Source organism: Paenibacillus sp. P4_E11 (assembly GCF_056401635.1).
In genome coordinates this window covers 1-22,189 of the sequence record NZ_JBFUIX010000010.1, presented here as the reverse complement: position 1 = coordinate 22,189, position 22,189 = coordinate 1, and the positions used below count along the sequence as shown (strand labels likewise).

Genomic DNA, 22,189 nt, shown 5'->3' with positions numbered 1-22,189 from the left:
GGTAGCGCCCATTTTGACACAACATTAGGCAAAAAAAATGAGCTGGACTGTCAATTCCAGTCCAGCTCCTGCTGTGAAACGCTTACGTATGAAACTAGCTTCCTACTGGAAAGCGTTCACGAATGTGCACGAGCACAGCATCTAATGCTTCATCCATCGTGTCCGCGCGGCAAACTACTCTCTCCTGCTCATACTGGTCAGCTGAATGTTCGTAGCGAGGATCGTAATAGTAGGCGAGTAGCAGAGCTACAGCTTCTGCGAACCGCCCATCTTGCAGATGACCTTCAATCTCCGCTGCGACCGGCGTATGAATGCGTTTCTTGATCAGGGTGAATGCATCCAGACAATCCTGCTTGTGCGACTGCGGGTCATACTCCTCAATAATGTGCTCCACCCTGCGGAACATTGGAACGTCCAGAAACAGGTGAGACCCTTTCGACTTAGCGGCCATGAGAAATGCCGGAATGAACACTTTGCCGATCCGTTTGCTCTCCGCTTCCATAAGGACGTAAGGCTGATCGTTCAGTTCCTGCAGCCGAAGAGCGAGGAGCGCTTCGAATGTTTTTTGGTTGTTAGGACGTAGTCCTACCTGGCCGAAGACAGACCCGCGATGGGCGGCCATGCTCTCCAGGTCTAGCACTGGGTATCCTGCCTGCTCGAGACGTTGAAGCAAGCTAGTCTTGCCTGAGCCGGTGTAACCGTTGATGACGACAGCGTGCGGCTTGAATTCGAATTGCTCCAACGTCGCCACAACCCACTTGCGGAACTCCCGATACCCACCCTGCAGACGAAGTGCTCGTATATCCATCAGCGACAACAACGTCGCCGTCGTCTTGCTGCGCATGCCCCCGCGCCAGCAGAATACGGCCTTACGGCCAGGAATCGCGGCGAATTGCTTGATGAATTGCGGCAGCTTGGCGGACACGACTTCAAGCCCTCTGTCCTTGGCCGCCTGAATGCTGACTTGCTTATACAGGGTACCAATCTCCGCTCGTTCTTCGTCGTCGAAGAGCGGGATATTCAGACTGCCAGGAATGGTGGAGTCCGCATACTCAGACGGAGATCGAACATCAATCAATGTGAGTTCTCCGGCCCTATGCTGTTGCACTAATTGATCTATGCTTATATCGTGAACCATTTGCTTCACAAATCCTTTCAGGTTGACTGCGGCGAAGCAGGCGGCGGCTGGCGACATGCAACGTGCGAAGCACCATGCGCCTTGCTACGAGCCGGGCCTACTCGGCGTCGAGCACGCGGATGTGGCCGGCGTGCTCGCCGACGGCTTCGCCGATCGCGGCGGCCTCGACGCCGGCTGCAAGCAACGCGGCGAGCAGCGCCGCCGCCTGCCCGGGCGCGACTGCGATGAGCAAGCCCCCCGAAGTGACCGCGTCACACAGCATCCATTGACCAATCTGGTCCATGGATGCGTCGAACGTGACGCTGCCCTCAAGGTGGGCGAAGTTGCTCTTCGTGCCGCCCGGCACGAAACCCGCCTCCGCGAGCTCACGCACGCGGGGCAAGAACGGCACGCGCTTCGCGTAGATGCGCAAGCCGACGCCGCTGCCCTTGGCCATCTCGGATGCGTGTCCGAGCAGGCCGAAGCCGGTCACGTCGGTGCAGCCGTGCACATCGAAGGGCTCCATCGTCTCCGCCGCCGTCTTGTTCAGCGTCGTCATGACGCTTGTGACGCGGGAGACTTCAGCCTCGCTCAGCTGATCTTTCTTGATCGACGTCGTCAGAATACCGACGCCGATCGGCTTGGTCAAGATCAGCTGATCGCCCGGCTGCGCTCCGGCATTCGTGCGTACCCGGTCCGGATGAACCGTTCCGGTCACGGCGAGCCCGAACTTCGGCTCCTTATCGTCGATCGAATGTCCGCCTACGAGCGTGGCGCCTGCTTCTCTCACCTTGTCGCCCGCCCCACGCAAAATGTCGGCCAGCACAGACTTGTCCAGCGTATGAATCGGGAACGCTACGATGTTCAGCACCGTGAGCGGTTTCCCGCCCATCGCGTATACATCGCTTAGCGCATTAGCAGCCGCTACTTGCCCGAATGAATACGGGTCATCGACGATGGGCGTGAAGAAATCGACCGTCTGGACGAGTGCCAGCTCATCGGTTAGCTTGTACACACCAGCATCGTCGCTTGTATCTAGGCCCACGAGCAGATTCGCATTCGGCACGCCGGGAGGAAGCGATCGCAGCACTTGCGACAAGTCCGCCGGTCCTATCTTACAACCACACCCGCCCTTGGTCGAATAGGAAGTCAGCTTGATCCGTTCGCTCGATGTCGCCTGACCTTCTTGTCCGTTCTGCTTAACTTGTTCGCTCTGTTCGCTATTATTACTCATCATCCAGTTCCTCGTCCCTTTCGGTATCTATCTGTATTGTTTCTGCGTCATGACCTTTATAAACCTTGCGGTACTGATTCGGAGACATATTCACAACACCCTTGAACGTCCGATAAAACGTTGACAAATTCTCATACCCCACCTCGAAGCAGACGGACACGATGTCCTTATCGGTTTCCTGCAGCAACTTCTGGGCCACCTGCATGCGTACATCGGTTAAGTATTGTGTCGGTGTTAGCTGATATTGATCCTTGAATATTTGATTGACATGCCGGGCGCTTATTCCCAGCTTGGACCCTAGATCTCCGGCCTGCAGAGGCTCATAATAGTTGCTGTCTATATAAGAACGGATTCGTTCGGCGCGCAATTGGTTCGAGTCGCTGACAGGCACCGGATTCTTTGACCTGGCCAGCAGCAGCAACATTTCTAGCAAGTAGATGCGCATCGCCCAGTTGCCTAGCGGAGTTACGCGGGACTGCTCGAACAACATTTTACGCAGCAGCTGTCGCAATTCACTCGCGATGAATCCGTTTAATTGCATATAGGCGGACTGGGGAAAAGAATGATCCAGCAGCTCGATTCTACCTGATGCATCAAGCACACTGCTATCGAAAGCCAATACGAGCAAGGTCAGTCTTGTATCAGATACGATGGAATGATTGGACTGCGGCGTCAACACCACGGCATTATCCGTCGTGAATTCATAAGTCGCCCGGTCAACCGTAATCTTCCCCTGCCCCTCCAGTGCGAACAGCATCTGATGGACGGAGTGGTGATGGGGATCGATCTGATTGCCTTCCTGGTGCTTGCTTTCATACAAATACACACCGCTCGCAGGCAGCGCTATAGGTCGGAGCTTCATCCTCAGGCCTCCATCTCGTGACAATCGCAGGGTTCCCATTCATTGTAGTCCTTGAGCTCCGCGCATTCAAGCGGTACGGCCTTTTTCGCAGATAAATACAGCCATTCTCCGTCTTCTGCAAACTTATGGTATAATAACGGACAACCTATTGTGACGGGAGATGCTTATTCGTGAACAAGGAACAAGGATTGAAGCAGATCGAGCTTACTCGGATAATTGCGATTATTCGCGGTGTTCAGAAGCAGCACATTCATCAGGTGGCGGAAGCCTTGTTAACAGGCGGCATAACGGTCATGGAGGTGACGTTGAATACAGCTGGAGCCCCAGATATGATCCGCGAGCTGCAGCAGCAAATTGGAGACCGCATGTTCATCGGAGCAGGAACTGTGCTGGATCTGGATGATGCGAAGACCGCCCTGCAAGCCGGTGCTTCCTTCATCGTTACGCCCAACACAGACGAAGACGTGATTCGCTATTGTGCAGACGCAGGCGTTCCGATCTATCCGGGAGCCATGACGCCAAGCGAGATTGTTCGGGCATGGAAAGCTGGTGCGACTGCAGTCAAAATATTCCCAAGCGCCAGCCTGGGCATCGGTTATCTGAAAGAACTTCAAGGGCCGTTAAGCCACATTCCTATGATTGCAGTAGGTGGGGTAAGCGCGGATAACATTCAGGAGTTCATACGAATCGGGTGCCACGGAGTAGGCATTGGAGGATCAGTTATCAATCTGCAGCAGATCGAAGCTGGCAATTTCGAGTGGCTGACAGACAAGGCACGAGCCTTGACAGAACAAACCATTCAACTGCGCAACTAACCAGCATTAGCGAGACGAGCATCCCTGTTCCAAACCGGTAACGGTCGGAGCTGGGATGTTTTCTTCTACTTGATGCTTCATTCCGGTGTTACTGGATGGATTGGATAACGTACACGCACTTTCCGCCGCCCTTGGCTAGACATTCGGTTCGTTCCACGTCTGCTCCGAGCAGCCTCTCGAACAATTGCAGCTCGCAACGGCAAGCCTGATTGAATTGACGGGCAACCTGCGCGATCGGACAATTGTACTCTTCCAGTTTGTATGCACCCGTCGACGTCTCTTCCCATTCGACCATATACCCGTTCGCATTTTGAATTTCCGCCAGCGCCGCTACTTTGGCATCCAGAGGCTTCCCTTCCATCGACTTGGCATATTTGTTCAGCAGTTTATCGCGCCGTTTCTCGAAGAGACGATCAATCCGCTCCTCCCCCTCGTCTTCCGACAGCTCGGTTAGTAAGTCGAGCGCGAGGAGATGATAGTTCTTGGGAAATAGATCGTCAGCGGATTCCGTAAGTCGATAAACATGCATAGGACGACCCATCGGTTGACGGACGAGTGTAGACTCGATCAGACCATCGCGTTCCAACGTATGGAGATGGCGTCTGACTGCCATTTCCGTAATGCCGAGACGTCTCGCCATCTCTCCGACATGCAGCGGCGCGTCTGTCTTCAGCATCGTCATGATCGTCTTCCGTGTGGAGGATTCCTGCTCCATGTTCATCTGCCTCCTACTCTGTAGTCTGTTATACTGGCCGTCTATTGTTCAATTAAGTGGATTGCCCGAGTTCCTTAGCCATGAATGCTCGTATACAAGATTCGAATGCCGGGAGTAGAACGGGCAATTGCTCGATCAACGAATGAAGTCCCGAACCTTCCACGGTCATATAGTCCTGAACAAGCTGCTTCCGCAGGCGGACCAGTTCCATTAGTGGCGTGACGACCTCTTCCGGGAATACATCCTCTACTCGCAATATCTCGATAATATCTTCATAACTGCTCGCATCTCTCAGCAGAAATCCGTCAATGAGTAAGCTTCCCACATCGGTAACCAGCTCAATTGCCAAGTGCAGCACCCGCTCCTGCGCTAGTCTCGCCAACAACGGCAATGGCCGTCCAGAAGCGCTGCCATCAGACCTTGCCGCTTGCTGTGCCAACTCCCCGCACGCCTCAATTAGAGTGGGAATAACCGCAATCCTAAGCTCGATCTGTTCCACATTCACGTAGTACATTCGCGTCGATTCCTACTTTCTTGTCCGTTTCTTATTCTTCCTCTTCGCCCAAAACATCAGTATGATAAAGGCTATGATCACTACTAGCACGAAGTACATGGCTTCGCCAACATCCTTCATGTCGACCTTGGCCGCCAAAGGCATCAAGCTGGTCCAACTCACTATGTTCACCTTCTGTCCTTACTCGATTCATTGTTCTACTGTCCAGTTTATCCCCCTGCGGGTTCATCGTCAAGAAACAGCAGCCGCATGGCAAGGATAAACACCTAACGGCGTCCTTGACGCCGTGCGTTTGCTGAGACGATGAACAATCAGCGAAGTTAATCATTCTGAATCAGCAAAAAAACCCCACAAGGTGATGTGGGGCGTTCGAAGCTTATTCCTATTTGTACATTAATCGTTCAGAACATGCATACTCTCAATATGCTGCTTCGTTGGCGCTGTGCCGAGTTCGTGGATGAATCGGTAAATCTTAATCAGTCCAGCATCGTACTCATCAACCTGAACATCGTCTAGATGCTCGTTGCCCATATAACTGAACATGGAGCTTACAGAATGACTGTCGTCTTGCGACCATTCATCCATCATATCCTGCAGCCGCGCCACTTCATTATCCGTTGCTACAATCTCGAACTCGAATGCGGCGGCTTCCGGATCTTCCAGAACATCCCCTGCCTGTACCGATACATAATACGTCTTTTTGTCCATTTGCTTCTCCTGCTGCATGTTGGCCTATCCATCTTTTTCCCCAAATGACCCACGAATATACGCACATGCATGTTTGTCCGATATTCGTGTATCGTGTATAGTGAAGGTGAACTTAATTTGATGAAGGCAGGGATTTCAACATGGTAGGCATATGGGTGCTTCTGGGCATTATGACCATAGTTATTATCGGTATTTTCATCTACGCTCTGAATAAAGGGTATTCTCGAAAGTGGGACGAATGAACGGAGGTACAGTTACTTCCATAGTAATGAGACGTTTCTTCTTGTCTTGTGTTGCTACGCTCGCCTCTTTGATGATTTCCAATTGATTGAAGCAGCGACTGAGCGTGGCCAGCTTTTCTTCGGCATCGATTTTGGATAGTGCAGGACCGAGCTTTTTTCCTTTATAGCCAATAAAATACGGCATTGATAATACCCTCCCGGAGTGGAGATTGGATATGGCCCCTTGGCCTCTTGCCTAACGTCCTAGACGTGTAAAGTACTTAATATGTTACAAAAAGTATTCGTTCGTCGTTCTCCGTTTGCGTCTGTAGCCATCTGAGAATTTTATCGATATTTGTCTGCCCCTTACTCCTCTACTCCAATGCCTGTATTCTCCGCCATTCCTCCGGAGTGTTCACGTTCGTTACGAAGTCCAGTGCAATACCAGCTTGCTGGAAAGCATCTTCCTCCATTCGTTCCCATCGGATATGCTCGAACAATCCCATCACACGTAGTTGCTGCTCCCTCAATAACATTGCAATCGTACGTTCCACTCTACTCCTATATAGACCATGTAGCGGATGTATCTTACCACCGATTACCGGTAGGACTGCATCGAGATCGTCTTGTTGCAGGAGCTGCTGCATCATTAGCATTGCCGCCAGATCGGATACATAGGGCATATCACAACCTACGATCCACATGTTACTCCCCTGTGCGCTGTCGCAAGCCGCCTCCATGCCGCCTAGCGGCCCTGCAAGTGCAGTCCTATCCGGTATGATGCGCACATCAGCCGGTATGTGCATACGGTACAACTGAGGATCATTCGCTACGACGATGATCTCGTTGCAGACAGGACTCATACGTCGGACGAGTCTCGCCACCATCGGTTCTCCTGCTATCGTGATCAATCCTTTTGGCTCCCCGCCCATTCTGCGATTTTGCCCACCTGCCAATATGACGCCTGTTAATGTAGATGTCATGGTTACTTTGCTCCTTCTCCGCTACTTGTTTATCTCTTTCCCTCATTATACCGATTTTGAAAACCGCTGCTTAATGAATGTTCAATTGGCGGATCGATTAGCTAGTGAGTTGGATGAGATGTTCACTTGTCAGATAGGTGGAATTTCGTTAGTATAAAAGGTATATTACAACGCTTTGGGAGGAACAGAGAGATGTCTAAGTCCAAGATGAGATCCGATATGATCAAAAAAGGCTTTGATCGTGCACCGCACCGTAGCTTGCTTCGTGCCGCAGGGGTCAAAGAGGAAGATTTCGGCAAGCCGTTTATCGCCGTCTGCAATTCATACATTGATATTGTCCCAGGTCACGTGCATTTGCAAGAGTTCGGTAAGCTCGTGAAGGAAGCCATCCGTGAAGCGGGCGGCGTGCCGTTCGAGTTCAATACGATTGGTGTCGATGACGGGATCGCCATGGGCCATATCGGGATGCGTTATTCGCTGCCTAGCCGCGAGATTATCGCCGATTCTGTAGAAACGATGGTTGCGGCTCACTGGTTCGACGGCATGGTGTGCATTCCGAACTGTGATAAGATCACACCTGGAATGATGATGGGCGCGTTACGCGTCAACATTCCTACCGTATTCGTCAGCGGCGGCCCTATGAAAGCTGGTAAAGACAGCACGGGTAAATCAATCTCCCTCTCCTCCGTATTCGAAGGTGTAGGCGCCTATCAAGCAGGTAAATTGGACGATAAAGGACTGCTCGAACTAGAGCAATACGGTTGTCCAACTTGCGGATCTTGTTCCGGTATGTTCACGGCCAACTCCATGAACTGTCTGGCTGAAGGTCTTGGTCTCGCCCTTCCTGGGAATGGTACGATTCTCGCCATCGCGCCTGAACGTCGCGATTTCGTGAAGAAATCGGCTGCTCAATTGATGGAATTGATCAAGCAAGACATCAAACCTCGCGATATCGTCACGATCGAAGCGATTGATAATGCATTTGCTCTCGATATGGCGATGGGCGGTTCGACGAACACCGTCCTTCACACACTGGCCCTGGCTCATGAAGCCGGCTTCGAATATCCGGTAGAACGTATTAATGAAGTAGCAGCTCGCGTGCCTCATCTTGCGAAGATCGCACCTGCTTCGGATTACCATATTGAAGATGTTCACAACGCTGGCGGCGTTTCCGCCATCATTAACGAGCTGTTCAAGAAACCAGGTGCCCTGAATGGGGATTGCATCACAGCGACAGGCAAGACACTGCGCGAGAATGTAGCCGGCTGCGACATATTGAACACCGATGTTATCCGTACGATTGACAATCCGCATAGTGAACAAGGCGGCCTGGCCGTACTATTCGGCAACCTGGCGCCTCAAGGCTCGATTATAAAAGTCGGCGCGGTCGACAAGTCCGTTGGCGGTCGTCACGTTGGTCCAGCGATCTGCTTTGAATCGCAGGAAGAAGCCTTATCCGGTATTGCCAATGGCAAGGTTAAGGAAGGCCACGTCGTGGTCATCCGATACGAGGGGCCTAAGGGTGGCCCTGGGATGCCAGAAATGCTCGCCCCAACATCGCAGATCGTCGGCATGGGCTTGGGTGCCAAGGTCGGGCTGATCACCGATGGCCGCTTCTCCGGCGCGTCGCGTGGTATCAGCATTGGCCACATCTCGCCGGAAGCCGCTGAGGGCGGTCCTATCGCCTTCGTCGAAGATGGCGACATCATTGATCTTGATCTGGTCGGCCGTAAGATCGAGCTGCAGATCAGCGATGAAGAGATGGAACGCCGTCGTGCGAACTGGAAAGGCTTCGAGCCTAAGGTGAAGACGGGCTACCTTGCCCGCTATTCCAAGCTCGTTACCTCGGCCAGCACGGGCGGAGTTATGAAGGTTTAATTCACGGTTTTGTAAAGGGAGTTTGGCGTAGTTCGCCAAGCTCCCTTTGTTTTGGTTTTTGGTCTTTGGTCTTTGGTTTTTGGTTTTGGTTTTTGGTTTTGATCTTCGGTTTTTCTCTTCGGGTTTGCTCTTCGGCCCTCCCTCCTATTGGAGAAGCGCACCATCTTCTCCAGTTTGTAATAATTAGATGGAATTCCTCCCGTTAATTTGGCCTGAATATTGAAATAATCAGCTTTAACTGGAAAAGCTCCATCTAATATCAGACATAAACCTGCTTTCGTCTGATATTGTCAAAATTACAGGGAGGTTTTCCTGTTATTCGACCGAGTTTGCCTATATTGTTCATTTTAACGGGAGGTTTTCCAGTTAATGCCTTACTCCATCTTCTTCGGGGCCATCATTACTCCGATTATTCCGAATCGCGCGACTTTGGACGAGCTTCTTGCATTCTTGCGATGCTCCATTGTATAATGTAAAAAGTCACTTCGAGGGGCCTTAGCTCAGCTGGGAGAGCGCATCGCTGGCAGCGATGAGGTCAGGGGTTCGATCCCCCTAGGCTCCATATCAAAACACCGTAACCTATAGGTTACGGTGTTTTTTTGGGAGCGTTTGGGGGAGCGAACTCCTGCAAGGGGGTCGTCCCGCGCGGACGGAACAAAGTGGAGGAGCACGGCGTCTGAATCTACCGCTAAGAACTGCTTCGTCGAGTTAGCTTCGTTAGCCATATAATCAAGATTCATACATCCCCCTGTGCACGGAGCGAACCCCTGCAAGGGGTACGTCCCGCGCGCAGGAAGCGAAGCGGACGAGCACGGCGTCTGAATCCACCGCTAAGAACTGCTTCGTCGAGTTAGCTTCGTTAGCCATATAATCAAGATTCATACATCCCCCTAGGCTCCATACAAAACACCGTAACCAACTTGGTTACGGTGTTTTTTTGAGCCATTAAGGGGAGCGACACCTGCAAGGGGTACGTCCCGCACGCAGGAAGCGAAGCGGACGAGCACGGCGTCTGAATCCACCGCTAAGAACTGCTTCGTCGAGTTAGCTTCGTTAGCCATTAAATCAAGATTCATACATCCCCCTAGGCTCCATAATAAGAAAGCCACCTTCGGGTGGCTTTTTCTTATTATGTCAGATTGGGGATTGAACCCCTGGGGTACGTCCCGCGCGGACGGAACAAAACGGACGAGCATGGCGGCTGAATCTACCGATGCGATCTGCTTCGTCGAATTGGCTTCGTCTCATCGTACGATAAGAAATCTTAAAACAATAGGGGTATTCAAAAGCTGCAAAAATCGCTTTTGGATAGCCCCGTTGTTTCGTTTTTCGTAGATTCAATCTGATTTAATTCCTGTAAAAGCATATTCCACTAAATTTTCAACATAAACATCATCCAAATCTTCACCTATTACTAGTAATCTATAGAAAATCGGCCCGTAGATGAGGTCAATGCTTAATTCGATATCGAGATTTTCCTTCAATTCCCCTCGCTGAATCCCCCGTTCCATAAGCTGCCTGGCCTCAAGCCGACGGGGATCGAAGTATCTGGTCCGGTATGCCTCCGCCAGTCCTGAGTCAAATTGCCCTTCACCAATCAGCTCCTTAATAATTTCGCCTTCCCGACTAGTCAAAAACCGTGCTAAATTAGTGGCATGAATGAGTATATCATTGAATACTGAACCTGTGTCGGGTAACGGCAGTCTTGCCGAGGCAGCAGACAGGAAGCCGTCCATAACAACGGCTGCTTTGTTGGGCCACCATTTATAAATAGTGGTTTTACTAACCCCGGCACGCTCAGCAATTTTTTCTACAGTGACCGCTCCAAAGCCATTTTCCAACAACAAATCATAGGAAGCAGAAAGGATAGACTTCTGAGTTTCAACATTACGTGGACGCCCTCTTTTGGCATTCACTCGAATCCTCCCCTTTACATAAAAAACTATACGTTCATTATACTAAATAATCGACGAAAATAAAAAGCCAAAATAGCTATTTACAAAACCATACGTTCAGTATATTATATAGTCAATTACTGAACTAAAAGTTCATTATTTAAAAACGAGGAGGATTACTAATGAAACCGAAACAAGCCGCCCAAGTTAAACCCATTTCAAGTTGGATTATGCTTCTGTTAGCGTCCGCATGCGGACTTATCGTTGCCAATCTTTATTATGCTCAACCCCTGGTAGGACCGATCAGTGCCGCTACGGGTCTTTCCTCCGCAGCAGCAGGATTAATTGTCACATTAACTCAAATCGGTTATGTTGCAGGGCTGTTGTTTATCGTACCGCTCAGTGACATTATTGAAAATCGGCGCCTCGCAGTCGTATCTCTAATTGTTGTGGTAGGTGCATTGCTTGCGGCAACATTCGCCCCCAATGCAACGCTGTTCCTGACTGCGTCCCTCTTTATTGGACTGGGATCCGTGGTAGCCCAAATACTGGTTCCCTACGCTACCTATTTGTCGTCTGAAGAGCAGCGCGGCCGCGTGGTTGGAAACGTGATGAGCGGACTCTTGCTCGGAATTATGTTTGCCCGGCCGGTGGCGAGCTTTATAACCAGCCTTTGGGGATGGCAAGCCGTATTTGCTTTGTCGGCGACTGTTACCACTCTATTGACGGTTCTGTTGTCGCGTATTCTCCCTGAGCGCAAGCCTTCGCCTACGTTAAACTACAGTAAATTAATTGTCTCATTAGTCGCCCTTATAAAACAAACGCCTGTATTGCGCCGCCGGGCCCTTTATCAAGCCTGTTTATTTGGGGCCTTCAGCCTCTTTTGGACTGTTGTTCCTTTACGGTTGGCGGATGATTTCGGAATGTCCCAGCAAGGCATCGCATTGTTTGCTTTAGCAGGTGTGGGAGGCGCAATAGCAGCCCCGATTACTGGAAGACTAGCGGATAAAGGCTGGACCGGATTTTTGACTGGACTGGCAATGATTATTGCATCCTTGTCTTTTTTGCTGGCATATCTTTTTCAAGGCAATTCAACAACGGCTCTCGCACTGCTCGTTCTGGCCGCTATTATTCTGGATATGTCTGTATCGGGAAATCTTGTGCTTGGACAACGTGCGATTTATTCATTGGGGAGTGAAGCAAGAGGCCGTTTGAACGGGCTTTTCATGTCCATATTCTTCATTGGTGGAGCAATTGGCTCATCTTTGGGCGTTTGGTCTTATGCCAATGGCGGCTGGAGTTTCACATCTCTAATTGGAGTTATAGTGCCGCTTTTAGCTTTCCTTTACTTTCTTACTGAAAAAAGAACCTCAGCAAAGGACATTGAAACCCTTGCAGATGGTTCGGGGCAGTGAAACTAACCAAAGTGGGAGAGCGCATCGCTGGCAGCGATGAGGTCAGGGGTACGTCCCGCGCGCAGGAAGCGAAGCGTTCACTTTGGGGTCCCCGCAAAGTACTCGGAGTATACTTCGAAGCTTACCGTCACTTTGTGGGGTTGGAAAACGGCGTCTGAATCTACCGCTGCGATCAGCTTCGTCGAGTTGGCTTCGTCAGCCATATAATCAAGATTCATACATCCCCCTAGGCTCCATAAAAAGAAATGCCACCTTCGGATAGCTATTTCTTTTATGGACGCCCTGGAGCGTAGGGGCTTTATTGACGAGAAAGAACGCTATGGGATTCCTTGAAATGATTCGGAGTGTTTTTTTGTTTGTCAAATCAACATCGTAAGATTTAACGATTATTGCTATAATAGAGCCTAAGCCTCTCATCGAAGAGGCTATTTCTTCTAGCATGCGAATACTACCTACGGATTCATGGCAAGGAGTGGTAAATTTGAAGAAAAATAAATTCCAACTAAAACGAGAAGCAACCTATCAACTCCTGATCGAAGCAGGCATGACTTGTTTTGCGGAAAAGGGATACGCCGCTACGACACTTGGGGATATCGTGGCGCGTACCGGACATACGAAGGGCGCGTTTTACGGTCATTTCGAGAGCAAGGAGCAACTGTTTCTACATATTCTGGATTACCAGATGCAGATCACGAACGGCTGGACGAACATTCCCAAAGAATTTAGCCCGGCCAACATGACGTTGGAAGAAGTGCTCATAATTACGTTAACACGGCTTGGACAGATGTTGAAGGGGATCCATAACTGGATTGTGGTGCTGGTTGACTTCTACCAACAAACGAAACATCTACCGGAAATACAGGCCAAGCTAAAGCAGAAGTACCGGGAATGGGTAGCCGGGATTGAAGCTTTAATCTTGACCTTACAGGAGCAAGGATGGATCTCGAGAGAAAAAGATACTAGTCAGATCGCCATGCAAGTGATTGCCTTCAACGAAGGGTATACCATTTTTTCGGTTCTGTTTGGAGGCACTAATACGGATGCGCTTATTAGAGGATTGTCCAAGCTGATGTCATAGTGTCCCGTAYGAATTTTCAACAATACCGTCTCCCCTAGAAGCAATAGAGAGCTATCCCAAGTCATCGCAATCGACTAAGGGACAGCTCTCTTTTTGTGTTCAAGCCCAAATCATATGTTTAGTCTGCGTTTGGAAACTCGCCTTCCACCGAAATGATGAAATTTAAAGCAAGAAACGCCTGCATATTGTTGTGAGGCTGGTTGTCGCCTGTAGCCTGGAGGGCCTTCGGGTTCATCGATACATTGGAAGTTTGGGAATAAAAGGGGGCCGAAATAGGAGGACGACCCGCTTCCGGACCCTGTGCCCATATGTTTCCAGAACCAGCCGTTGTCGAACCTGGTTTAGCATAACCATTTGCCTGATGGGTATGGTTCGGTATCTGCTCTACCGACAACCCCACCGTAGGTTCCCCGCCCTTATCATTGATGCTGCGCGGAGTTAACCCAGGCCCGTGCCCTTGGTGGATAGGCACTCGGCCGCTAAGATTAGGGAGGGCGAATGTTTGGGGAAACGAGCCTCCGTATTGATTCCCTATGACAGTGTATAACTTATTGTACTTGGACATCGGCACCTCCTGACCGTTGCAGAACAACCATCCGTCCGGAGCGTAATTTCCTGCGAAGATTCGAATTTCTCCTATGTAAGCGTCATATGTGTCGGACATGATACAATTCCTCCCTCTAAGGTCGAGATGGGTATATCCCCACTAAAGCAATACAGTAATTAAGGACTAAATAGGGCTGCATATTGTTGTGAGGTTGACTTTCGCCGCTATTGGCTATAGCTGCGGGGTTCATACGCAGATCGGCTGTCTTGCTAAACATAGAGGGTGCGTTCGCCCAGAAGTTGTTCGTAATCGTGCCTGTGAAGGCAGTTGACGAAGACCCCCTAACGGTATGCGTATGACTGGCCATTTCGGGAATCGTCAGGGCATGAGCGTTTTCACCGCCTGCTCTCCCTAGGTGAAAGGCATCGTTAGGGTGGACGGGTACTCTTTCACGCAAATCGGGCAAAGCAAAAGTCATGGTGCCATCCCCGCCGTAAGTTGTACCTAATAAGGAAAAAAGATCTTGATTCTGATTTACAGCCAGACGCTGCCCGTTGCATAAAGCCCAGCCTTTGGGAGCGAATTTCATCGGAAATAACCGGATTTCTCCTAACATGGGTTCTGACATTCTGATTCCTCCTCAATGTCGAATGGGAATTTTTTTGTAAACGGACTATTATTCTGAGGGGAACACACCCCATGTTGAGATCATAAAAGAGATCGTGGTGAAAGGCATCATATTGTTGTGGGGCAGGTTGCCTCCGCTGCCTGCTACGGCTGACTCATTCATAGGCGAGGGCGGTGTTGTAATAGAGGTATATGTAGTTGTTGTCGACTGAGCCCAAAATTGATTTTCCGGGTTCCCCGTTTCTCCCTTGGCCGTTTGAACATGAGCGTAATGGGTATGAGCGGGCAATTCATTTGTCGTTAAGCCTACCTCCTCGAGCCCTGCCGATTGGCCCAGTGCAAAGCTGCCGCTTTGATGGACAGGTGCTCTTCCCCGAAGATCAGGCAAGCCAAAAGTGCTGATCCCGTCCCCGCCATAGGTTGTTCCGAGCAAGGTATACAGCGCCTCGTTCCCTGAAATCTGCAGAAATTGACCGTCGCATAATGCCCAGCCTCGGGGAGCGCGACTGCCTGCGAACATTCGAATCTCGCCTAGATAACTCTCAACCATAAATTTCCTCCTCACATGGGATAAATAAGTCTCATTAAAATATATGTTGAATATTGGGAATCCGTCAACAATTAAATACTATCCGGAATGTAAATACTTTTCAAATGTAAAATTTCAGTATAAACTAACAGGGAATGAAGATAAGTTTTTCGTAATTTTGCTAGATTTCGAATGGGTTAAAGGAGGAAAATTTTGTGCAAAAAGAAATACAAACATTCCAGCGACTGCCCTTGATTTTTATTGTGGTTCTATTTGTTGCGGTTATTTTTATGCACGCAACCAAGGTACATGCAACTGCTATCGGTCTAACTAACGGAACCTATGACTTCGGCAGTACGGTAGGGCCCGATAATAGCGGAGGCTCAGGACTTGCAACCTTTTCCGACAAGTTCGTTGTTAGCAATGGTTTTAGTGTGGCTGGAACACAGCTATGGTCCGCGAATCAGATAGATGAAAATGCATCCGGCACTCTTGTGATCAAAGCCGAAGGAACGACGACCGGATCTTTTACATTCAAGGATCTAGGAATAAGCTCTTATGATCCCGTTGGTGATGCCTCCGATCTTAGTTTGCTATCCGTAAATTTGAAAGATTCGAACGACAACGATATTACGACTCTGACAAATTCGGGGATCGTGGACCTTAATCAAACCACTTACCAACTAAGCCATTTATTAAATGGCGGTGCTCCGTATACGTATAACAATGTAGCTAAGATTACGATTTCATGGGATTTCGTAAGCAATCCTGCGCCATCTAACTTGAATTTCGATAATATCACCATTTCGAATGTCAGTGCTCCGACGCGTACGATTAGTGCATTGTCGAATCAGACGCTGAACGCGCTGACAGCGGGTTACGCATCGGGGACGCAGGGAACGAAAACGGTAACGGTGACCCGTACGGGAACTGGCGACCTGGCGAGCTTGGCGACCGCGTTAAGCGGAACAAATGCCAGCAGCTTTACGATCACGCAGCCAGCGGCGACAACGCTGAATAGCGGGATCCACTCCACGACCTTCACGGTGAAAGCGAAGGACGGCCTCCCTGCCGGAACGTATACGGCTACCGTATCGGTATCGGCCACCAGCATGACGCCGGCGACCTTTACGGTGACACAGGTTGTGAATCCCCCGCCGACTTACACCATCGGAGCGTTGTCCAATCAGACGCTGAACGCGCTGACGACGGGTTATGCATCGGGGACGCAAGAAACGAAAACGGTGACGGTGACGCGCACGGGAACAGGCAACTTGGCGAGCCTGGCGACCGCGCTCAGCGGGACGAACGCGAGCAGCTTTACGGTCACGCAGCCTGCAGCGACAACGCTTAACAGTGGGACGCCGTCCACAACCTTCACGGTGAAAGCGAAGGACGGCCTCCCTGCCGGAACGTATTCGGCAACGGTTACGGTGTCGGCCACCAGTCTGACGCCGGTGACCTTTACGGTGACGCAGGTAGTCAATACGCCGACATACACCATCAGTGCGCTATCGAACCAGACACTGAACACCCTGACGGAAGGTTACGCATCGGGGACGCAGGATACGAAGACGATGACGGTGACGCGCACGGGAACAGGCAACTTGGCGAGCTTGGCGACCGCGCTCAGCGGGACGAACGCGAGCAGCTTTACGGTCACGCAGCCTGCAGCGACAACGCTGGGCAGCGGGACGCCGTCCACGACCTTCACGGTGAAAGCGAAGGACGGGCTCCCTGCAGGAACGTATATGGCAACCGTAACGGTGTCGGCCACGAACATGACATCGGCGACCTTTACGGTGACGCAGGTTGTTAATATCCCGCCGACGTACACTATTGGTGCGCTGTCGAACCAGACACTGAACGCGCTGACCGAAGGTTACGCATCGGGGACGCAGGAGACTGGCACGATGACCGTGATACGCACGGGAACTGGCGACTTAGTGAGCTTGGCGACCGCGCTTAGCGGGACGGACGCGAGCAGCTTTACGATCACGCAGCCAGCGGCGACAACGCTGGGCAGCGGGACGCCGTCCACGTCCTTTACGGTGAAAGCGAACGACGGTCTCGCCGCAGGAACGTATTCGGCAACCGTAACGGTATCGGCCACCAGCATGACGCCCGTGACCTTTACGTTGACGCAAGTTGTGGATCCCGCTCCGCTGACGTACACCATCGACACGCTGTCGGACTTGACCCTGAACGCGTTGACGGAAGGTTACGCATCGGCTGCGCAGGAGACTCGAACGGTGACCGTGACACGCACGGGAACTGGCGACTTGGCGAGTCTGGCAACAGCGTTGAGCGGGACGAACGCGAGCAGCTTTACAATTACGCAACCAGCGGCGACAACGCTCAATAGCGGGACGCCGTCCACGACCTTTACGGTGAAAGCGAACGACGGTCTCGTCGCAGGAACCTACACGGCTACCGTAACGGTGTCGGCCACGAACATGACGCCGGTGACCTTTACGGTGACGCAAGTTGTCGACGCACCGCCGCCGACGTACACCATCGGCGCACTGTCGAACTTGACGCTGAACGCGTTGACGGAAGGTTACGCATCGGCTGCGCAGGAGACTCGAACGGTGACCGTGACACGCACGGGAACTGGCGACTTGGCGAGCTTGACGACCACGCTCAGCGGGACGGATGCCAGCCGCTTTACGATCACGCAGTCAGCGGTGACAACGCTCAACAGCGGGACACCATCCACGACCTTTACGGTGAAAGCAATCGACGTTCTCGCCGCAGGAACATATACGGCAACGGTAACGGTGTCGGCCACGAACATGACGCCGGTGATCTTCACGGTGACGCAGGTCGTTGACCCCGCGCCGCCGACGTACACCATCGGCGCACTGTCGAACTTGACGCTGAACGTACTGACGGAAGGTTACGCTTCGGGGACGCAGGAAACGAAGACGGTAACCGTGAATCGTACGGGAACAGGTGACTTGGCGAGCTTGACGACCGCGCTCAGCGGAACGGACGCCAGCCGCTTTACGATCACGCAGCTAGCGGTGACAACGCTCAATAGCGGGACACCGTCCACGACCTTTACGGCGAAATCGAAGGACGGTCTCCCTGCCGGAACTTATACGGCAACCATTACGGTGTCGGCTACAATCATGACGCCGGTGACCTTTACGGTGACGCAGGTCGTTGACGCCGCACCGCCGACGTACACCATCGCTGCGTTATCAAACTTGACGCTGAACGCGCTAACGGAAGGTTACGCATCGGGGACGCAGGAGACTCGAACGGTGACGGTGACGCGCACGGGAACAGGCGACTTGGCGAGCTTGACGACAGCATTGAGCGGGACGGGCGCCAGCAGCTTTACGATTACGCAGCCAGCGACGACAACGCTCAATAACGGAACACCGTCCACGACCTTTACGGTGAAAGCGAAGGACGGTCTCCCTGCCGGAACGTATACGGCAACGGTAACGGTATCGGGCACGAACATGATACCGGTAACCTTTGTAATGACGCAGCTTGTTAGCAGCCGAATAAGTGGCGACAACGACGATAGCGGCGGCGGTTCAACATCTCCGGTTGCGCCTAGCCTGACCAATCCGGTCATCGGCCAAAACAGCCATACGCTTAACCCTGATAGTATTGACACGACGATGCCCTCCGTCACGCTTGAATTTGCACCCATGGACGGCGTGTCCTTCGTCAGCATCCCGGCGAGTAGTTTAACTAGCTTGGAAGACAAAAACGCCGAGTTTATCATTGAGATCAAAGCCCCTTACGGCAGCTACCAGGTGCCCGTCCATTTGGCGTCGCTCATTCCTGGCCTAGCGGACATCCTTGCAGCAAATAACCTCAAGGCCGAGGATATCAGCTTCAAGATCATGCTGACCGACAAGTCGAAGAACAAGGATAACCAAGCTGCGTTTGCGAGCGGCTTGCCGAACGGCAAACTCTTGGGCGCGATTGTGGACTTTCACATGGACATCGTGGTCACCAAGACAGGGCAAACCATCGGAATGGCTGACATGTTCAGCAAGGCGCTTATAAGAATAATTCCTATGCCGAAGAACATGACGGGCATGCCGGAGCCATGGGGAGCATTCCGGTATAACGAAGCGACCCAGAAGTTTGAATTTGTCGCCGCGACAAAGGAACAGATTGATGGCGAGTGGATTGTGAGGATTCGTTCTTATTCCAACAGCGTGTACGTCGTAGCACAAAATACGGCGAGCTTCAACGATGTACAGAAGCATTGGAGCCAATCGTTTGTAGAGCTAGCCGCAGCAAAAGGRCTTGTTGACGGCGTTGGCGACAGTCAGTACGCCCCTGACCAAGCCGTAACAAGAGCTGAGTTCACCACCATGTTGGTTCGGGCGCTAGGACGCGGTACATCTTCCGTCAGCTCAGCTCCCTATGTCGATGTAATGTCCGACGCGTGGTATTTCGACGAGGTAGCCAAAGCGCAGGAGCTTGGACTCTTGACTTTTGTAAGCGGCAATAGCTTCAAGCCTGATCAGCCGCTGACTCGCGAGGAAATGGCGAGCATGCTGGCGGCAGTCTTGGCTCTCGAGAAGCTGCCGATCACAAAGGAGCTTGTCAGCTTGGATAACTACAAGGATATTGGAAGCGTGGACCCGGCTTATTTGGAGGACGTTCGCCTGATGGTCAAGCTTAAAATTATGACTGGCAACCGTACAGATGCATTCAGTCCGAAGAGTGAAACGACGCGCGCACAGGCGGCAGTCGTGTTCATTAGGACACTGCAAGCGCTTGGATGGACGGATATAAATTAGGAATTAATAATCGAATCCTCAGGCGGAATTTTTAGGGGTGTGAAGCCGAATCACGTGGTAGATCGCATCGCTGGCAGCGATGAGGTCAGGGGTTCGATCCCCCTAGGCTCCATACTTGAAAACCCTTATAAATCACAATGTCATTAACTTAAGATAATAGTTCAATATATCGTATAATAGAGGCAAAGAGCTCACAATCTTTGTCTTTTTTTGTTTTCTATGTAGTGAGAAGTTTACTTCATTATATATTGTTAATACTATATTTATAGCATATAATGTAGTGAGAGGAGTTACATGAATGTTTATCAAAATACTGACTAAAACATATAGCGGAAAAGAGCATTACTATGCAAGCCTTGTCGAGAACAAAAGAGTAAACGGCAAAGTAATCCAGACAGTGAAGGCTAATCTTGGCTCTGTAACTGAAGAACAGATTCCCTATCTTAAGGCTGCCTATGCTCAAAAGAAGCCGAGACTGGTTTATGATGATGATTGAAATGGGGTGATTGTAGTGAGAAATTCTGAATCTCGTATCTCGGGGGACATGATCTACTCAAGAACCATTACCTTTGTTAACCTGTGTAGATCATTGAAAGAAACTCACTTCACCCGCATTCGGAAAATGTCACTGGATAACTTGATGCTCAGCGTATTATTCAGGAAAGGCAGAACACTTCACATGGAATTGCGAAGTTTCAAAATACTACTGGCATTAAAAGATACCATATCCAAAGTCGGCTACTTAAAACAACGATTAAAGTTGAATCCTATTGCATTTCTGGCACTTGCAAGACATCATGCTGAAAACTTTTATAAGGACACCCACATGGTAAAAAAGAAAAATGGTTTTTTAATCTTCGCAGCAGATGGATCTGCCCTAAATATTCCGACTACCGAAGAAAATTTGACTACATACGGGAATGCTTCAAAAAGAAATGTGAAGCCACAGGCTCAGTTGAGCATCTCTTGTTTGTATGACACGATCAACAAAATGATCGTTGATTGTAGCATTAACCGTTGGAAATTTAGTGAACGTGAGCAGGCACTACTACATATAGACAATAGGCTTGAAGTAATTGGCACCCTTCCTTGTGTGTTCATTTTTGACCGCGGTTACCCGTCTGCAGAATTCTTTATCGATCTGATGGAACGGAAGCAAAAATTCCTGGTTAGACTGTCAGCTTCTACCTTCAAGCAAGAACAAAAACAGATGAAAAGTAATGATTGTATCGTAGAGGTAGTTTTTGATAAGACACGAATCAATCCGCATAAAGGCACCCCCACTGAGGATAAATTGGTGAAAGCAGGTAGTATATTCCTTAGGTTTGTACGTATCTTGCTGGAAAGTGGTGAATTTGAGTACCTGGCAACCAACCTCACCCCAGAAGAGTTTTCGACAAAAGAAATCGGTGAGCTTTACAGCTTGCGATGGGGAATCGAAACTGTCTATGATGACCTCAAAAATAAACTTAGTATCGAGAATTTTACTGGCACAAAGGCCATCTTGTTGGAACAGGATATTTATGCCACCATTTATCTCAGCAACATCATGAATGACATCATGATCGAAGCACAAATGGAACTGGAACAAGAAGAACATTGCGGCAAACATGTTATGGCCATAAATAAAAATATTGCTATAGGCGTTATGAAAGAGGACCTTATCCATTTCATTATTGAAAAAAATGATCAGATTCGAAAAGCACTTATGGTTGCTATTGTCAGCGAGATAAAACGCAATCTACTTCCCATTCGCAAAGGCCGGCACTATCCAAGAACAAAAGGGTTACTTGCAGGGAACTATTCCAACACAAGAAAGAAGAGTTATTAGCCACTCAACGTGATGAAGCCTCTAAAAGTTAAACGGATTTACTATGTCCAAAAATCATTTCACGTGACTAATACTTCCTAACCACAGAATATTTCTACAAATTATTGTCAAACAGCGATTGCTCCCTTAGAAAAGATAGATAAAGGGGGCAATCGCTGTTTGATTAAACTGTTAAGTTAATGACATTGTTATTTATAAGGGTTTATGCGCGTCCTTGGTATAATTGCTCGGGAATGCAGGATGCAGCTTCTTGCAAATATTAGCGGTCAGGTATCCCGCATCCAGTGCAACAGCTTCTATCGAATCTTCAAATCCAAATTTTTTAATTTGGTGGTCCAACCGTTCGAGATACGGGGTTGAGTCATGGACATTTCCCGCTGTAATGTGGACGTCAGTTATGATATTAAATTTATGATCCACGGTACGATGGTCAAGATAGAAG

The 22,189-nt window shown here is 50.2% G+C and carries 22 protein-coding genes, 2 tRNA genes and 1 pseudogene; 9 read left to right on the top strand and 16 right to left on the bottom strand.

Features of this window, described 5'->3' with window-relative positions:
* Positions 1-94 precede the first annotated feature (94 nt).
* The 3 genes from mnmH to AC1DWB_RS06435 all read right to left on the bottom strand — a co-directional run bounded on the left by mnmH (position 95) and on the right by AC1DWB_RS06435 (position 3,213).
* A complete protein-coding gene (gene mnmH / locus AC1DWB_RS06445) occupies positions 95-1,138 on the bottom strand; it encodes a tRNA 2-selenouridine(34) synthase MnmH (protein WP_477540289.1) in 1,044 nt (347 codons plus the stop codon).
* A gap of 97 nt (positions 1,139-1,235) precedes the next feature.
* The gene (gene selD, locus AC1DWB_RS06440; protein ID WP_477540288.1) at positions 1,236-2,351 is read right to left on the bottom strand and encodes a selenide, water dikinase SelD; all 1,116 of its coding nucleotides are present in this window, start codon (positions 2,349-2,351) and stop codon (positions 1,236-1,238) included.
* Positions 2,344-3,213 carry a helix-turn-helix domain-containing protein gene (locus AC1DWB_RS06435; RefSeq protein ID WP_477540213.1) on the bottom strand — a complete coding sequence of 290 codons (870 nt, stop codon included), beginning with the start codon at positions 3,211-3,213 and terminating at the stop codon, positions 2,344-2,346. The genes selD and AC1DWB_RS06435 overlap by 8 nt, the downstream gene beginning before the upstream one ends.
* Positions 3,214-3,383: 170 nt before the next feature.
* Here AC1DWB_RS06435 and AC1DWB_RS06430 point away from each other — a divergent pair, with 170 nt between their 5' ends.
* Entirely contained in the window at positions 3,384-4,028 is a 645-nt protein-coding gene (locus tag AC1DWB_RS06430) for a bifunctional 4-hydroxy-2-oxoglutarate aldolase/2-dehydro-3-deoxy-phosphogluconate aldolase (RefSeq protein ID WP_477540212.1), read from the top strand.
* 88 nt (positions 4,029-4,116) lie between these two features.
* On the opposite strand, the gene AC1DWB_RS06425 is transcribed toward AC1DWB_RS06430, so the two are convergent.
* From AC1DWB_RS06425 to mobA, 6 genes are all read right to left on the bottom strand, one after another.
* Positions 4,117-4,749 (bottom strand): helix-turn-helix transcriptional regulator, encoded by a 633-nt coding sequence (locus tag AC1DWB_RS06425; protein ID WP_477540211.1) that lies wholly within the window; start codon positions 4,747-4,749, stop codon positions 4,117-4,119.
* Positions 4,750-4,795: 46 nt separating this feature from the next.
* Entirely contained in the window at positions 4,796-5,257 is a 462-nt protein-coding gene (locus tag AC1DWB_RS06420) for a DUF86 domain-containing protein (RefSeq protein ID WP_477540210.1), read from the bottom strand.
* Between the two features lie 12 nt (positions 5,258-5,269).
* Positions 5,270-5,419: a hypothetical protein gene (locus tag AC1DWB_RS06415; protein ID WP_477540209.1), complete on the bottom strand. Its 150-nt coding sequence runs from the start codon at positions 5,417-5,419 to the stop codon at positions 5,270-5,272.
* 231 nt (positions 5,420-5,650) lie between these two features.
* Positions 5,651-5,965 carry a hypothetical protein gene (locus AC1DWB_RS06410; RefSeq protein ID WP_477540208.1) on the bottom strand — a complete coding sequence of 105 codons (315 nt, stop codon included), beginning with the start codon at positions 5,963-5,965 and terminating at the stop codon, positions 5,651-5,653.
* Between the two features lie 195 nt (positions 5,966-6,160).
* Positions 6,161-6,391, bottom strand: a complete 231-nt coding sequence (locus AC1DWB_RS06405; protein WP_477540207.1) for a hypothetical protein — start codon at positions 6,389-6,391, stop codon at positions 6,161-6,163.
* A 169-nt stretch (positions 6,392-6,560) separates the two neighbouring features.
* On the bottom strand, positions 6,561-7,169 hold the full coding sequence (gene mobA / locus AC1DWB_RS06400) for a molybdenum cofactor guanylyltransferase (RefSeq protein WP_477540206.1): 609 nt from the start codon (positions 7,167-7,169) through the stop codon (positions 6,561-6,563).
* 192 nt (positions 7,170-7,361) lie between these two features.
* Here mobA and ilvD point away from each other — a divergent pair, with 192 nt between their 5' ends.
* Positions 7,362-9,047, top strand: coding sequence for a dihydroxy-acid dehydratase (gene ilvD / locus AC1DWB_RS06395; RefSeq protein WP_477540205.1), 1,686 nt, complete (start codon positions 7,362-7,364; stop codon positions 9,045-9,047).
* A 489-nt stretch (positions 9,048-9,536) separates the two neighbouring features.
* Positions 9,537-9,609 (top strand) — tRNA-Ala (locus tag AC1DWB_RS06390).
* Between the two features lie 167 nt (positions 9,610-9,776).
* Here the strand turns inward: AC1DWB_RS06390 and AC1DWB_RS06385 are convergent.
* Together AC1DWB_RS06385 and AC1DWB_RS06380 are read right to left on the bottom strand one after the other, a co-directional pair.
* Positions 9,777-9,929, bottom strand: coding sequence for a hypothetical protein (locus AC1DWB_RS06385; RefSeq protein ID WP_477540204.1), 153 nt, complete (start codon positions 9,927-9,929; stop codon positions 9,777-9,779).
* Between the two features lie 455 nt (positions 9,930-10,384).
* Complete coding sequence (locus AC1DWB_RS06380; protein WP_477540203.1) at positions 10,385-10,963, bottom strand: TetR/AcrR family transcriptional regulator; 579 nt, start codon at positions 10,961-10,963, stop codon at positions 10,385-10,387.
* 161 nt (positions 10,964-11,124) lie between these two features.
* Here AC1DWB_RS06380 and AC1DWB_RS06375 point away from each other — a divergent pair, with 161 nt between their 5' ends.
* Positions 11,125-12,357, top strand: coding sequence for an MFS transporter (locus tag AC1DWB_RS06375; RefSeq protein WP_477540202.1), 1,233 nt, complete (start codon positions 11,125-11,127; stop codon positions 12,355-12,357).
* Between the two features lie 77 nt (positions 12,358-12,434).
* Here the strand turns inward: AC1DWB_RS06375 and AC1DWB_RS06370 are convergent, their stop codons facing one another.
* Complete coding sequence (locus tag AC1DWB_RS06370; RefSeq protein ID WP_477540201.1) at positions 12,435-12,575, bottom strand: hypothetical protein; 141 nt, start codon at positions 12,573-12,575, stop codon at positions 12,435-12,437.
* A gap of 263 nt (positions 12,576-12,838) precedes the next feature.
* On the opposite strand from AC1DWB_RS06370, the gene AC1DWB_RS06365 reads away from it, so the two are divergent.
* On the top strand, positions 12,839-13,435 hold the full coding sequence (locus AC1DWB_RS06365) for a TetR/AcrR family transcriptional regulator (RefSeq protein ID WP_477540200.1): 597 nt from the start codon (positions 12,839-12,841) through the stop codon (positions 13,433-13,435).
* Positions 13,436-13,553: 118 nt separating this feature from the next.
* Here AC1DWB_RS06365 and AC1DWB_RS06360 read toward each other — a convergent pair whose 3' ends face one another.
* Genes AC1DWB_RS06360 through AC1DWB_RS06350 form a run of 3 tightly spaced genes read right to left on the bottom strand, consistent with a single transcriptional unit; the run spans position 13,554 to position 15,159 of the window.
* Positions 13,554-14,099, bottom strand: a complete 546-nt coding sequence (locus AC1DWB_RS06360) for a phage tail protein (RefSeq protein ID WP_477540199.1) — start codon at positions 14,097-14,099, stop codon at positions 13,554-13,556.
* A 16-nt stretch (positions 14,100-14,115) separates the two neighbouring features.
* Entirely contained in the window at positions 14,116-14,610 is a 495-nt protein-coding gene (locus AC1DWB_RS06355; protein WP_477540198.1) for a phage tail protein, read from the bottom strand.
* A gap of 48 nt (positions 14,611-14,658) precedes the next feature.
* Entirely contained in the window at positions 14,659-15,159 is a 501-nt protein-coding gene (locus AC1DWB_RS06350) for a phage tail protein (protein ID WP_477540197.1), read from the bottom strand.
* Positions 15,160-15,353: 194 nt separating this feature from the next.
* Between AC1DWB_RS06350 and AC1DWB_RS06345 the strand changes: the two genes are divergently transcribed.
* The 4 genes from AC1DWB_RS06345 to AC1DWB_RS06330 all read left to right on the top strand — a co-directional run bounded on the left by AC1DWB_RS06345 (position 15,354) and on the right by AC1DWB_RS06330 (position 21,747).
* Positions 15,354-19,916 (top strand): S-layer homology domain-containing protein, encoded by a 4,563-nt coding sequence (locus tag AC1DWB_RS06345; RefSeq protein WP_477540196.1) that lies wholly within the window; start codon positions 15,354-15,356, stop codon positions 19,914-19,916.
* A gap of 41 nt (positions 19,917-19,957) precedes the next feature.
* Positions 19,958-20,028: transfer RNA gene (locus AC1DWB_RS06340), tRNA-Ala, on the top strand.
* Positions 20,029-20,214: 186 nt separating this feature from the next.
* Complete coding sequence (locus tag AC1DWB_RS06335; RefSeq protein WP_477540195.1) at positions 20,215-20,412, top strand: hypothetical protein; 198 nt, start codon at positions 20,215-20,217, stop codon at positions 20,410-20,412.
* 48 nt (positions 20,413-20,460) lie between these two features.
* Entirely contained in the window at positions 20,461-21,747 is a 1,287-nt protein-coding gene (locus AC1DWB_RS06330; RefSeq protein WP_477540287.1) for an IS4 family transposase, read from the top strand.
* Between the two features lie 243 nt (positions 21,748-21,990).
* Here AC1DWB_RS06330 and AC1DWB_RS06325 read toward each other — a convergent pair.
* A pseudogene (locus AC1DWB_RS06325) lies at positions 21,991-22,189 on the bottom strand (IS5/IS1182 family transposase); the annotation flags it as partial.